The organism is Brevibacillus brevis NBRC 100599, from assembly GCF_000010165.1.
Taxonomy (GTDB): Bacteria; Bacillota; Bacilli; order Brevibacillales; family Brevibacillaceae; genus Brevibacillus; species Brevibacillus brevis_D.
In genome coordinates this window covers 2,866,253-2,879,395 of the sequence record NC_012491.1, presented here as the reverse complement: position 1 = coordinate 2,879,395, position 13,143 = coordinate 2,866,253, and the positions used below count along the sequence as shown (strand labels likewise).

Here is a 13,143-nt window from a genome sequence, read left to right as displayed (position 1 = left end):
CGTATTTTACCCCATGAAATTTTAGCAAGTGCTTCTCTAGTTAAGCGTATTGGCAAGTACTTCGAAGATGTCGTCCATTTCTTCCATTTGAAGTCCTTTTAGACTAAAGTCACTGGGAGTCCGTTCGACTTCTTTTTTCTGCGAGCAATGCGTAATGATCGACCGGAGATGTTTTTGATAGCTCTTACTCAATTGATGGATGGACTCTTCTCTAAACTGCTCCTCGCTGTAAGTAAACGTGATGAGAAGCTCCCCACCTTCCATTCTTCCTGTAATATTCAAGGCAGTGTAAATCTCCGAATCCGGACTCAGATTGTTCTTCCCATCCGCACCGAGTGAGTTGCCAGCACTATAAGGAGAACGGATGAACATTTCACTGGTAAGGCCTGAGTCAAACTGACCCAAGTAGTTAAACGTTACTTCGGGTTGCAAGGAAAAGGACAAGGCACGTCGTTTTTCCGGTTCTGTCATATATTTTAAAATTTCATAGCCAATGCCTTTATTGGGGATCTTCCTTAGGTTTTCTTTCGTGCATTTGATATGGTCAGGTAAGTGATTGATTTGACTCAAATCTAGTAAAACTGGATATTGGGACGTAAACCATCCGATCGTTCTTGTCACGTTAGCGTGTTCGATCACATCCTCGCGTCCGTGCCCTTCGAGATTAATTACGATTTGATCAAGCCTGCTCCACTCTGCAACGGCCAGCCCCAACGCTGCCAGTAACAAATCATTGATCTCTGTTTGATAAGCAGAATTTGCCTGCTTCAACAATTGTTCGGTTTCCTCTGCAAGCAATCCGACCTGTATGTTGCGGATACTCTTCTGTTTGCTGCCCACCGTTTCATAGTCTTTAGGAAGGGAAGCATTCTTAGCTGTAGATTCAACATTCTCCCAATACGGGATTTCTCTCGTTAATGCATCACTATTTGCATATTCGTTAAGCCATACTGCCCAATTTTTAAAAGAATCCGTTTTTTCTGGGAGAACGATATCTTTGCCTGCTAGTACCTGACTGTATGCAGTTGCTAGATCCTCAAAAAGAATGCGCCAGGAAATTCCATCCATGACTAAATGATGGATAGCCAAAAACAAATGATCGCCTTGGAGCGTATGGAACAAGGCTGCCTTTACCAACTGTCCCTCTTGTAAATTCATGTTGCCATGCAAGCGTTTCGTCTCTTCTTCGATTGCTTGCTGGACATCCGAATGCAAGGTCAAATCATATGGAAGGAACTGGTACAATTCGCCACCCAATCCACGATTCTGTTGAACGATTCTCCCATTCTCGTTCCGATAGACCATGCGTAGCGCGTCATGATGCGAAAGGATTTTATCCAAGGCCTTTCGGATCGCTTCAGGATCAAATCCCTGCTCACGATATAACACATACGATTGGTTCCAATGGAACATATTCGTAAAGTTTTTTTCAAAGAACCACTGTTGAATGGGTGTTAAGGTAACAGGGCCTTCGATAATTCCCTGCTCGCTTCTCCTCGTCGTACTTTTGACATAGAGAGCAACCTGCGAAATTGTCGGGTAATTCAGCAAATCTTTCGTGTCTAGTTTTCGTTGATAGGCATGCAAACGAGCAGCGACCTGGATCGCTTGAATGGAATCCCCACCGAGTGAGTAAAAATTATCGCGAATTCCAATTTTCTCGATTCCCAATACCTCTTGCCATACGGTTGCGAGAATCGATTCTGTCTGATTTCTAGGAGGTTCGTACACAAGATTTGTCTCAGCAGCAACATCAGGTTCTGGCAATACTTTTCGATCAATTTTGTCATTCGGCGTGAGCGGCATTTTATCCAGCTTCACGAAATAAGAAGGAAGCATGTATGCAGGAAGCTTTTGAGCGGCATATTCTCTCATCTGCGAAGGAGTTACTTCCAGTTGCGAAATAAAATAAGCGCACAAATAAGGTTGAGCGTGTTGGTCTTCTCTTGCGATTACCACTGCCTCTTTTATTTGTTCATGTTTCAGCAAAACGGACTCGATTTCACCCAACTCGATCCGATGACCTCTGATTTTCACCTGATGATCGATTCTGCCGAGAAACTCAATTTCTCCATTCGGCAGCCATTTGGCCAGGTCTCCTGTCCTGTACATCTTCTCTCCTGGTACGAACGGATTATCCACAAATTTTTCGGCGGTCAAGTCTGGGCGATTCCAGTATCCTCTGGCTAAGCCTACTCCACCTATGCATAATTCGCCTTCACTGCCAATTGGCTGCAATTGTAGCTCTTCATTGACAATATAAGCGGATGTATTTTGAATCGGTTTGCCGATTGGGATCGTTTGGTTGACGAGCACATTGGAAGGTGCCTCCCAAATCGTCGCGCAAATGCTTGTTTCCGTAGGTCCGTAAGCATTCACGTACCTGACTTTGTTTTTCCATTTATTCACTAAAGGGAAGTTGGCAGCTGAACCTGCCGTAATCATGATGCGAAGGGGAGTAATATGATCTGGGTTGAGGTGAGTCAAATAAGTGGGTGGCAACGTGATGATGGTCAATTCATTTTCATTCACATAGTTTTCAAAACGGATGAAATCATGAATCGTCTGTTTAGAAAGGATATAGAGGCTGGCACCGGTTAATAAAGCCATGAACATTTCCCATACCGATGCGTCAAATGACATGCTGGCAAACTGTCCAACCCTGTCTGCAGGTGTTACACCAAACGTATTTTGAAAAAATGATTGCAAATTCGCGATCCCTTTATGCTCCAGCATGGTTCCTTTTGGATTGCCGGTTGTGCCTGACGTATAGATGACATACGCTATGTCAGTAGGTTTGCTTGGCAAGTGAAGATTGGAATCTGAGTGAGTATCCAGTTGTTCTTCCTCGAGCACGACTACAGAACCACGGTATCCGACGTCATAAACAAGTTGCCTGACGTTTTTCTGGGTGATGACGATCTTGGTTTGACTGTCTTGCAGGATATATTGAATCCGATCTTGGGGATATTCGATATCGATGGGAACGTACGCTCCGCCTGCCTTGAGAATGGCCAGAATAGCTGTCACATTTTCAATGGATTTCTCCATCATCACACCGACAATGCTGTCTGTTGTAATCCCTTTTTCGATCAGTGCTCTCGCTAATTGGTTGGCCTTCCTGTTAAGCTCCTGGTAAGTTAAGCGCTCATTTTCATAAACGATGGCAACTCGGTGTGGCACAGCTTCTACCTGTTCCTCAAACAACTGATGGATTGACTTATCCAGTGGATACTCGGCCTTTGTATCATTAAACACGGCTACCTGTTCTTTTTCCCACTCCAAGTCAATGAGATTGGCCTGATTTGCTAACATATGTCCCCTCCGATAATTGGCAAACTTTAGTCCATCGTGTGCCAATACAATGCGATGGCCAAACAAGTGAACGCAACTGAAAGGAAATGGTCTGCGAAATCTGAAGATGAAGTCTCAGTGACCAATGGCTCACACTGGAAACTCCATCATCAACACCATTTAATATAATGGCCGAATGTAATAAAGTGTCTGGGTTTTTGTGTCTATTTTGTAAATATTACCCACATTCATATTACTATCGTCATGAACCAATTTTCATCTACAAATTTTCCACCATTTTACATCGGTTCACAATGGGAAAAATTCCCTGTTTCCTCAAAGCAGTTTTCAGGACAAAAGTCACTTTCCAATTTTTATCCAAAAACAAATGTTCTGGCCTTCACACCTCCTTAGAATCCAGCAGAATAGCGCATTCATATGCACCTGTTTGAGAAACTGTTATTCATTATAACAGAGAGCGTTTTAGAAATCAGTTAAAAAATAGGCATTTTTTGTAAAATTAGCAACTTTTTACCTAACCCAATCTTCATTTCCTCCAAAAAAAGCTCACACTTTCTGGTTTCATTCGAAAGTGTGAGCCTTTAGAGTTAGGTAGCACGCATCAATTCCCGATCTCGTTTCCCGTGTAACCAGTAATAAAGCGGGATACTGAAAAGAATAAAGGCAACCATCCCACCGAAAATCGTACGATATCCTGTATGCGGTACGATAAATCCGAGTAAATAGGGCCCGATTCCTAATCCTAGATCATACATAATGTAGTAAGTAGAGGTTGCTAGTCCAAAGCGATGCGGAGCTGTCACCTTCACAGCTACCGTTTGGGCAATGGAGTTAAAGTTTCCGAAGCCTACTCCAATCAACGCAGCAGATAGTAGCAGCATCAAAGAAGTCGAGGCTTGACTGAATAGAAGCATCCCGACAGCAAAGATCACCAGGCTGGGGTATGTCACAATGTTCGCCCCTCTTGCGTCCATGAGCTTTCCTGAAAATGGTCGCGAGAGGATAATGACAATGGCATACACCAAAAAGAAATAACTCGCAGTTGAGGATAGATTAATTTCTTCCGCATAAAACGATAGAAATGACAAGACACCCGAATAGCTGAAGCCGATTAATAAGGCAATAAATGAAATCGGCAAGGCTTTCGGCTCGATGAATTTCGAAAGCAGTGAACCTGTTTCTTCTTCTTTCACATTCGCGGAAGAAAGCGGAACATTGATTTTTGCCATGGCATAAAACAGCAAGCAAATCAGGGAAAACACGACATTCATCGTAAAGATCCAGGTGAAACCATTTTCAAGCCGCAACAAGATCATGCCGAGAAAAGGACCAATGGCAGTGGCTAAAATCGCACTTAAACTATAATAGCCTATCCCCTCACCCTTGCGAGACGCTGGCAAGATTTGAGCAATAATGGTACCTGTTGCAGTACTGGCAATACCAACGGCAATCCCTTGCAGCAAACGATTTACCAGTAAAAAGCTGATATGGACAGCAAAAAAGTAAAGCAACGAGGTGACAGCAAAAAATCCCAACCCAATCCATAGCGTTTTTTTCGTACCAATATAACTAATGGCTCTTCCCGTAAGTAATCGGCCAATCAAAGCACCAATGATAAAGATACTGGAAACCAATCCAGCTAAACTGGTTGAAGCGAGAAATTCTGTTTTGGCGTACGAAGCAATCGTAACCATTAGTAAGAAATACATCAGTGTCAAAAGAAAATTGATGAAAGAAACAATGACGAACTCTTTTGTCCAAAGCCTATCCTGATTCACTGCTTACCCTCTTCTCTTTAGATTCATGATTAGTTTTTCCAGTACTGTGGCTGCTACGTCTCTTTCTTCTTGTGAGATACCTTCCATTAATTCTTCCAAGAATGGATCAGTCGCTTCCATAATCGTTTTATGGAGCGCTTCCCCTTTCTCTGACAGGCACATAATTTTTTGCCGTTTGTCTGCACCTGATAAAATCGAAATCATTTCACGCGCAGCTAATTTTTGCGCAATGGGTGTAATAGCCGGCTTCTCTACTTGCCAATAATCGGCGACATCGCTAAAGGTAGCAGGACCGTTATCTTTGAGATAACGGATCAACGCCCATTGTGTGACCGATATATCTCTTTCCTTGCTGTTTGAGAAGGTCAAAATTCAAAATTGGTTTCCGTGTGGCTTTTTCCACGAACATTCGTCTAACCTATATCATCATACAAAAGGAGAAAATCATGCTGGAAAAAAGGTTTTTCGTCATTCACTTTCTATTATTGCTTTTCTTCGTACTTTCTTTTCCAATACCTACGCTCGCGAAGGAATCCACCATTCAAAATCCATATTACGTTTTTAGCTGGGATGAGAATGGCAATGTCCGCATTACCGATTTGGCAAAAAACGAAATCCTTTCTTCCATTCAATACCAAGCCGAATATGGTACCATTTATAATTCGATGACTCCTTCTCTTCCGAAAGGATCCAAACAAATAACGTTGGATCAAAGCCCACCATTTCAACCAGGCGCAGCCATCGAAATTCGATCCGAATCATTTGGCGGCAGAATGAATGCTCCGCTTGTTCATCAGGCGAAAGTGACTTCCGTCCGTGGAAATGATTTGTATTTCTCTCCACCAACGACGAAAGTAATCGACCGGAACATTTTTATCAAACGGGGCAGCCACTGGGTTCGTAAGTGGGATGATGTAAAGGTGGAACACCGGGAGACTGCCACTGGTAACACAGTCATCGTCACTGGTCATACCCCGATTGCAGTGGTTTCAACCCAATATGCATTGCAAAAAAATAGCCCAGCCATCGATATCACTGTAAAAACCACCTACAAGCGAGCGGCAAAGGTTTTTCGTGAAACGTTCGCCCTGCAATTCAAGCAAAATGTAACAGAGGTATATCGCAAGAATCGGAAAGTGGACACAAAAAAATTCCAAGCTTCTTACTGGCTGGATCACCAAGGTGCGAAATTTGGTCAAGGGAAGCAAGCAGCTTTTTTGTACCATGCCCCCAACGTGTCTTCACTTGAATTGAATACAACGCAAAAACAGCTTATCGTGAATCTGGATCACATGAACGATCACAGATACGTACAGCAAACCTCCACGAATCAGGTCGGAAAAGTCCGCCACGCTTCCGAATATCGCGCAAACGATGTACGGACGAATTCCTTCTCGCTAGTAGTTGGGTATCAACCGAAGCTCATGCCACGATTTATGAGTCAGCCTTCAGGTTTTTTGGCGACACATGTATGGACAGAGCATGCTGATGAGCAGACGCTGCAAACAAATCGGGCTGTTTATTTCGGTTCCGAGAAGATTTCATCGTCGGCACAAGCGACAGGCGGTTTTGTCAAACACCGAATTCCGGTTACGAAAAGCGTGTTTTACTCGAATCCTTATTTTCAAGCGAAATCGCCTATCAATGTCGCCATTGCGCAAAGTCCAGAATTTTTGCAGTTTCTGGATGATCTGAATCGGAACGGCGATGATATTGGTCTACATACCCTCTATCCTTACGAAATCAGGCACTATCAAAAGACTACGGAAGATGCTTTGCAAGTAATGAAAGATCACTTCCAAAGCCGCACATGGATTGACCATGGGTATTTGAAGTCTAGCTTTGCCTTTAACGCACTTGACATCCAAACTGCGAATTACTTGGCGCATCAGTGGAAAAAATACGGCACATCCTATTTTTGGCACTACAGCTCAGAAGATATCGCCAATCCCAATAATGGTCTTGATCTGTACCAATCCCAAAAAGGCGACTCCCTGCGCACTCCTCTCTATTGGTCGCATCCGACAGTGACTGGCCCGTTTTATTCATGGTCGGCAGCCATTATTCCAGAGTATTCAGTAAACCTGTATCGGGAGCAAAATCTCCAGCAGCTCATTCAAAATCGTGGGGTTTTTATCAACCATACCTACTTGGCGAGATTTCCATCCAAAAAGCAAGGCGGGAAATTTATCATTCGAGATGCCCAAGGAAACTGGATCATCCATCCCGATTTTGACCGCTTGCTGAAGCGAATGGAAACGCTGCGCGATCAGGGCCAATTGCATTTGACAACCGTACGTGAAATCATGGATTATTGGCTCGCCCTCTCTCAAGTCAGAATGGAATATGCACCAAACGGCTCTATCATTCTGCACAATCGTGGCGAGCACAAGATTTCTAGTCTTTCCATGGCGACAAAAGCTTCGGAAGTCTATGTGAACGGGATGAAGCCGTCACAAAAGAAAGCGGATGGCGATCTTATCTTTTGGTTCGATCTGGAGCCGAATGCAGTTGCTATCATTGCTGCAAACAAATTGGATAGCATTGCATTCCCGAAATAAAAGGAAAACAAATACAAAAAGAAGCTTCCCTTCATTTTTCCAGGGAAGCTTCTTATTCCTTTATCTATTGAGACAATTTTACCAAGCTGTAGTTTTTCTTGCCTTTGCGGATAATGATGAAGCGGCCGCCGATAGCAAGACTTGGTGTTACTTCCAGTTCCAAATCGGTTACGCGCTCGCCATTCATGGAGATAGCGCCTTTTGTAATATCCTCACGTGCTTGACGTTTGGATGGCTCAATGCCGATCTCAACGAGCCAGTCGACAATGTTCTTCGTTTCGAGGGTAGATTCGAATGTCGGCATTTCTTTGAAGCCTTGCTCGATTTCATCTGCCGACAGCGATTTAATATCTCCAGTAAACAAAGCTGCTGTAATGCGCTTCGCCTGCTCCAGCAATTCCTCGCCGTGGACAAATCTCGTCATTTCCTCAGCCAGCGCTTTTTGCGCCTCGCGTTTATGTGGCTCAGACTGTACTTTTTCCGCCAGCTCTTCAATTTGCTCTTTGGAGAGGAACGTAAAGTATTTCAAGTATTTCACAACATCGCGGTCATCGGTATTCGCCCAGAATTGGTAGAATTCGAATGGTGTTGTTTTGTTTGGATCGAGCCAGATGGCTCCTCCTGCTGTCTTCCCGAATTTCGTACCATCTGCCTTCAGCATCAGAGGAATTGTGAGACCGAATGCTTTTGCTTCTGATCCTTCTTTTTTGCGGATCAGATCGAGACCGCTCGTGATGTTGCCCCATTGGTCGGAACCGCCGATTTGCAGCTGAACATCTTCATGTTTGTACAGATGCAGGTAATCCAGCGATTGCAGAATTTGATAGGAAAACTCCGTAAACGAAATACCGCTTTCCAGTCTGCTCGACACAACATCCTTGGCAAGCATCGTATTGATGCTGAAGTTTTTCCCGTAATCCCGCAAAAATTCAATAACATTGATTTTGTGCGTCCAGTCGTAGTTGTTCACCAAACGAATTTGGTTGTCGCCTTCTGTAATGAACAGCTTTTTCATCTGTGCGGTAAGTTTGTCGACGTTCTCCTGAATTTGTTCCAGTGTTTGCAAAGAACGCTCGGATTGACGGCCGCTCGGATCGCCAATCGTACCTGTTGCACCACCGATCAAAATAACCGGGCGATGACCAGCAAGCTGGAAGCGTTTCAGTACCATGAACGGAATCAAGTGACCGATATGCATGCTGTCACCTGTTGGATCGACACCACAATATAACGAGACTGCTTTTTCATTCGTTAATTCTCGCAGCCCTTCTGCATCTGTTTGCTGATTGACGGCTTCGCGCCATTCGAGTTCGTCGATAATATTCACTGCCATACACTCCTTCAATCTCCTATGGTAAAAAACAAAAAATCGCCCCTTGTCTATTGTAGACATAGGGACGATTGAATAACCGTGTTACCACCCATCTTGCACCAATGGACCCAAGCGCTTGCGCAGGCCATTCATGCCACTCGTAGCGAGTTATCGTTCGCGATTCCGCTCGGCATTACCCGAGATACTCCAGAGTGTATTTCGCTCGCTTATTGTGTACCGGGTTCCATCAACCCCCGGCTTTCTAGGACAGGGAATAAGCTGCTACTGGGCTCTTTCAATGTATGTTTCATATGAAATTAAAGTCAGTATATTGAATTCAAATAGCAATGTCAACCATGTAGCAAGGATTCCGCTACGATCCCTTATTTTATTTTCGTGAGACCCGCACTGATCCAAAATCATTTTTAACAAGAGCAATTTCGCTTTCTGTCCCCCAGACAAGTTCTGAATAGGTTGATGCATCTCATCTTTTGTAAATTTCATATTCCCTAAATGTGTATACGCTTTTGTAATCGCAGCTTTATTCCCCGTTCTATCCAAGAATTCAATATAACCGATCTTGAATGACGAGTGCTGGACGAGCTCATCCATGATTTTTTTCAACAACGTGGTTTTTCCGACCCCATTTTCTCCAATAATCGCAACTTTTTCTCGCCCCTTGATCGATAAATGAATCTGTTTTGATAGCTGTTTGTTCGCTATTTGCAATCCTCCCAATGAAAAGTCGATGATTTGTTTACTGCCTGGCACATGTACCGCAGAATCAAATCGGAATTCGCTTGCTTCTTCCACACTTGGAGCCTCTACAAACGTTTCCGATGCTTTCTCCATGCGCTCTCTTTGATTTTTCAGAGACTTGATTTTCTTTTGCAGACGCGGATCTGACCGGGAAACGTTCCGATGTTGATGCTCTACCTTATTCCAAACGTCATGCGATCATTTGTTCCGCGTATATCAATTTTAATAAGCTGCTTTTTCCATTTCCCTCTTCCCCGATGATGGCAATCTTGTCACCGGTTTGCAGGGTCAAATGCAAGTTTTGAATGAGAGTCCTGTCGTCTTTTTTGGTGGTAATCGTGATATTGTGCAGTTCAACCATGTGGATTCCCCATTTCGTTTTTACGTTTCTCGTCATTTACTCTTTGTTCATCTGTATCAACCCTTTTTTGACAACAAAAAAAGATGCTCCTGTCCAATAAACAGAAGCATCTTGCTCTCGTACTAGAAATCACTATATGAAAAATAATGGTCTTCTAAATATTGTCAATGAAGCTATTCGACCAAGGCTAGCAATTGGGCAAACTTGTCTTTGAGGGGGGAAGATTCCTTTTTTACTGCCTGTGCGAGCTTTTTGTTCCCGCCGAAAAGGCGATAAATAACGCTTTCCCGATGGTAATCCTCCATCGCTGCAAGCTCCTCTATGAGTGAATCCACCAGTTCGGCACGATCAATGGTGATATTTTTCAAAGGCTTCGCCGAGTCGCTACTGCCAAGCACCAGAGAGACGAGTACGGGCATATTCTCTACGGTTACACCATGCGCCTCCATAAAAGCTAGGGCAAAATCGTCCTGCGCAGACTGATGCTCCGTGTCGACCAGCTCCATATAGCGGCGAAAGAGTGGAAAATAATCGCTGCTAGACAACCCGAGAGCCAATACCGCATAGGTGCCAGGCATGACGGATTTTTCACTGGGCTCTACATCCCCGTACCATGCGAACTCTTCCATCGCAAGCTCCGCATATTCGGCGATTTTCGGATATAAGGCAGGATAACGAGAAGCATTGGCAAAAAACTGGTGGAGACCTGACTTCGCCAGCTTTTTTACGGGCAGGTAGTGCTTTTCGCTACTCTTCAGCTTGAGCTTGTACCCTTTCGGAAAGCCTTCACGCAAGAGTCCGTTGATAAAATCGATGGCTTCACCGTAGGCGGCTTCTTCCTCAGTCACGATACGGATGTCGATCGCTTGTAAAACGTCATTGGCTTTTGCTTGAATCAGACTGCTTTTATACTCGTTTTCAAAGCGACCGCTGCCACGTTTTACATAGTCCGTAGCCCGCTTGGAGCCAAGCTGAACAGCGAGGTCCAAAAACTTCTTGCGGGTGTCAGGTTCCTTGTTACCTATTGCGAGAGCGACGTATAGGAAAAAGTCCAGCTCCTCTGCTTTTGGTTCCTGACGCTCCTGCTCGGGTTTCAAAACCCAGTCCATTCCATAATGCCCGGTACGATCAAAAAATTTGACTAAAAAACGCTCATCCGCCCATCCTTTTAAAGCCACGGCAGAATGGTACGTCCACGAATCACCGCGTTCTTTATTAGAGCGCAGCTTTTCGCTAAGACGCTGGATGAGCGGTTCGATAATTTCCTGCTTTTGTTCCATCAAGTCGGGATTGACGAGACAATGAGCGAAGAAGAAGTCGTCTCTTTCTTTCGGACGTACAGGAAGCTCCGCTTTAATTTTTGTCTCGATAAATTGATCCAGTACTTGTTTTAGACTCTCGCGTTTTCGCTCGTTTATGAAATGGCGAGAATGGCATTGCATCGATTGTTTCCACTCGAATTCGAAGACGAGCTCAAAGCGGTAATTAAAAAAGTGAGAATCATAGTCGGTGGAATGGAACAAGGCTTCCATTCGATCACACAGTGCGGGAAAAAACTCTTGCATGAGGATTTCCTCTGTAAGCTCCTCGATATAAGAGCCCGCTTCGTATTTGTACGAGTCGTCACTCCAGCTGAATGGTTCATGGACATCGATGTGGATTTTGCCATTGGCCCAATTGAGCTTTCCTTTTCTCCACGCCACTCTCAGGTAGTCTTTGACCCCTGCCTGCAGTAGACTCCAGTCTTTGATCTCATTGATCCGTTGGTTCTCTTTTTGGTAAATTTCTTGGATGGAAGTCCATACTTCGTTTAGAAATGCTTCTGCTGCCTGATTCATTGACTGACTCTCCTCCTTGCCAAAACACCTTAACCGATGACTTTGACGACATTGCCCTCGCTATCGGTAATATTGGTTTTCACAATATTAATGGCAATTCCTTTCAGGGAAGGAATCTCAAAGCTGCTTTCCTTTGGAAGCAACTGCTTGGTAAGCGCAAGCGTTGTCGCATCATCGAGAACAAATCGAATGACGTCCTCTCCTGGAATACACGCTGGCTTCTCTCCTGCCTCAAATACAACGCGGACATCAGGTCCCACAAGGCTCAGGCTTTCCCCTTTGCGCATACGTCCGCGGAGAATTTTTCCGATGACTTCCGCTTGCTTAGCTCCCAGCCTCAAGGTCGAAGGCGTTTTTTTCAAGAAGCCATTTTTTCCTGGCTCCCATCCAAGCTGGCTGACGAACAAATAAGCAGTGCTGGAGCCTTCTTGTTCCATTCCTTTTTGAACAGCATCAGTTACCGTAGAATGGCGAAGGAGAGAATCCCGCTCGAGATCGGTTATGTAGAAAGGCATGTACGGCAAGCCAGATTGAAGTACGCCACGAGTATTCCAAGCCATCATCGCATCGAGTTCATCACCTGTGATCCCAACCATTTGCAAAAATTGCACCCGCCCATTCGGCGTATCCATTTCGGCAAGCTGTGGATCTGTCACAAAAGCGAGCGCAGTCAGTTGGGTATCGGCGCCCAAGCATATCGGACCGTTTGCATCCAAATGATCACCTGCTTGAAACACATTGCCCGTGTTGAAGACGTAACGCCCCATATTTTGAAGCAAATTCAGCGCCCAGGCAGGCGGTTCTTCCTCGTCGTCCTTTCGTGCCAATCGAAACGTCAATTCAAAGCCAAAACCGCTTTCTTCTTCATTCTCGGACTCTTTTTCATACAATTCGGTAAATCCATACGTGACAAAATGCCAATGCGGGTTAGGCTCGTCCGATATATAGGCGCTTATTCCATCCAATGGATCGTTTCCACCCAGCGCATACGAGATAAGCGTGCCGTAATGCTTGGGCTCCTGCTCTCCATAAATCTTTCTCATCTCCTGATCAATGGCATCCCAGCCCGCTGACATCATTTCTTCGTTCATTTCTTCACTCATCTCTCGTGCCTCCCATATCTTGACTGTCTTAACAATAGCCAAAATGAAATTTGGATACTCTAGTAGACGGTCAATACCACTTAGCAAATTACATCGTCCTCATTCCCTTCTATTCA

General features: G+C 44.5%; 9 protein-coding genes. 1 reads left to right on the top strand and 8 read right to left on the bottom strand.

Annotated features, from left to right (window positions below; translation table 11 throughout):
• Window positions 1-36: 36 nt before the first annotated feature.
• From tycA to BBR47_RS14140, 3 genes are all read right to left on the bottom strand, one after another.
• On the bottom strand, window positions 37-3,315 hold the full coding sequence (tycA, locus tag BBR47_RS14150) for a tyrocidine non-ribosomal peptide synthetase TycA (RefSeq protein ID WP_015891084.1): 3,279 nt from the start codon (window positions 3,313-3,315) through the stop codon (window positions 37-39).
• A 587-nt stretch (window positions 3,316-3,902) separates the two neighbouring features.
• The gene (locus BBR47_RS14145; protein WP_015891082.1) at window positions 3,903-5,093 is read right to left on the bottom strand and encodes an MFS transporter; all 1,191 of its coding nucleotides are present in this window, start codon (window positions 5,091-5,093) and stop codon (window positions 3,903-3,905) included.
• Window positions 5,094-5,096: 3 nt separating this feature from the next.
• Window positions 5,097-5,462, bottom strand: coding sequence for a MarR family winged helix-turn-helix transcriptional regulator (locus BBR47_RS14140; protein ID WP_015891081.1), 366 nt, complete (start codon window positions 5,460-5,462; stop codon window positions 5,097-5,099).
• A 77-nt stretch (window positions 5,463-5,539) separates the two neighbouring features.
• Here BBR47_RS14140 and BBR47_RS14135 point away from each other — a divergent pair, with 77 nt between their 5' ends.
• A complete protein-coding gene (locus BBR47_RS14135) occupies window positions 5,540-7,654 on the top strand; it encodes a hypothetical protein (protein WP_015891080.1) in 2,115 nt (704 codons plus the stop codon).
• A 64-nt stretch (window positions 7,655-7,718) separates the two neighbouring features.
• On the opposite strand, the gene tyrS is transcribed toward BBR47_RS14135, so the two are convergent.
• The 5 genes from tyrS to BBR47_RS14110 all read right to left on the bottom strand — a co-directional run bounded on the left by tyrS (window position 7,719) and on the right by BBR47_RS14110 (window position 13,015).
• Window positions 7,719-8,981: a tyrosine--tRNA ligase gene (gene tyrS / locus BBR47_RS14130; protein ID WP_041749844.1), complete on the bottom strand. Its 1,263-nt coding sequence runs from the start codon at window positions 8,979-8,981 to the stop codon at window positions 7,719-7,721.
• Between the two features lie 267 nt (window positions 8,982-9,248).
• A complete protein-coding gene (locus BBR47_RS30350; RefSeq protein ID WP_015891078.1) occupies window positions 9,249-9,818 on the bottom strand; it encodes an ATP-binding cassette domain-containing protein in 570 nt (189 codons plus the stop codon).
• Window positions 9,819-9,915: 97 nt separating this feature from the next.
• Window positions 9,916-10,086, bottom strand: a complete 171-nt coding sequence (locus BBR47_RS31580) for an ATP-binding cassette domain-containing protein (protein ID WP_231850596.1) — start codon at window positions 10,084-10,086, stop codon at window positions 9,916-9,918.
• 173 nt (window positions 10,087-10,259) lie between these two features.
• On the bottom strand, window positions 10,260-11,924 hold the full coding sequence (locus BBR47_RS14115; RefSeq protein ID WP_015891076.1) for a DUF6138 family protein: 1,665 nt from the start codon (window positions 11,922-11,924) through the stop codon (window positions 10,260-10,262).
• Between the two features lie 29 nt (window positions 11,925-11,953).
• Window positions 11,954-13,015: a suppressor of fused domain protein gene (locus tag BBR47_RS14110; RefSeq protein ID WP_041749841.1), complete on the bottom strand. Its 1,062-nt coding sequence runs from the start codon at window positions 13,013-13,015 to the stop codon at window positions 11,954-11,956.
• Window positions 13,016-13,143 lie beyond the last annotated feature (128 nt).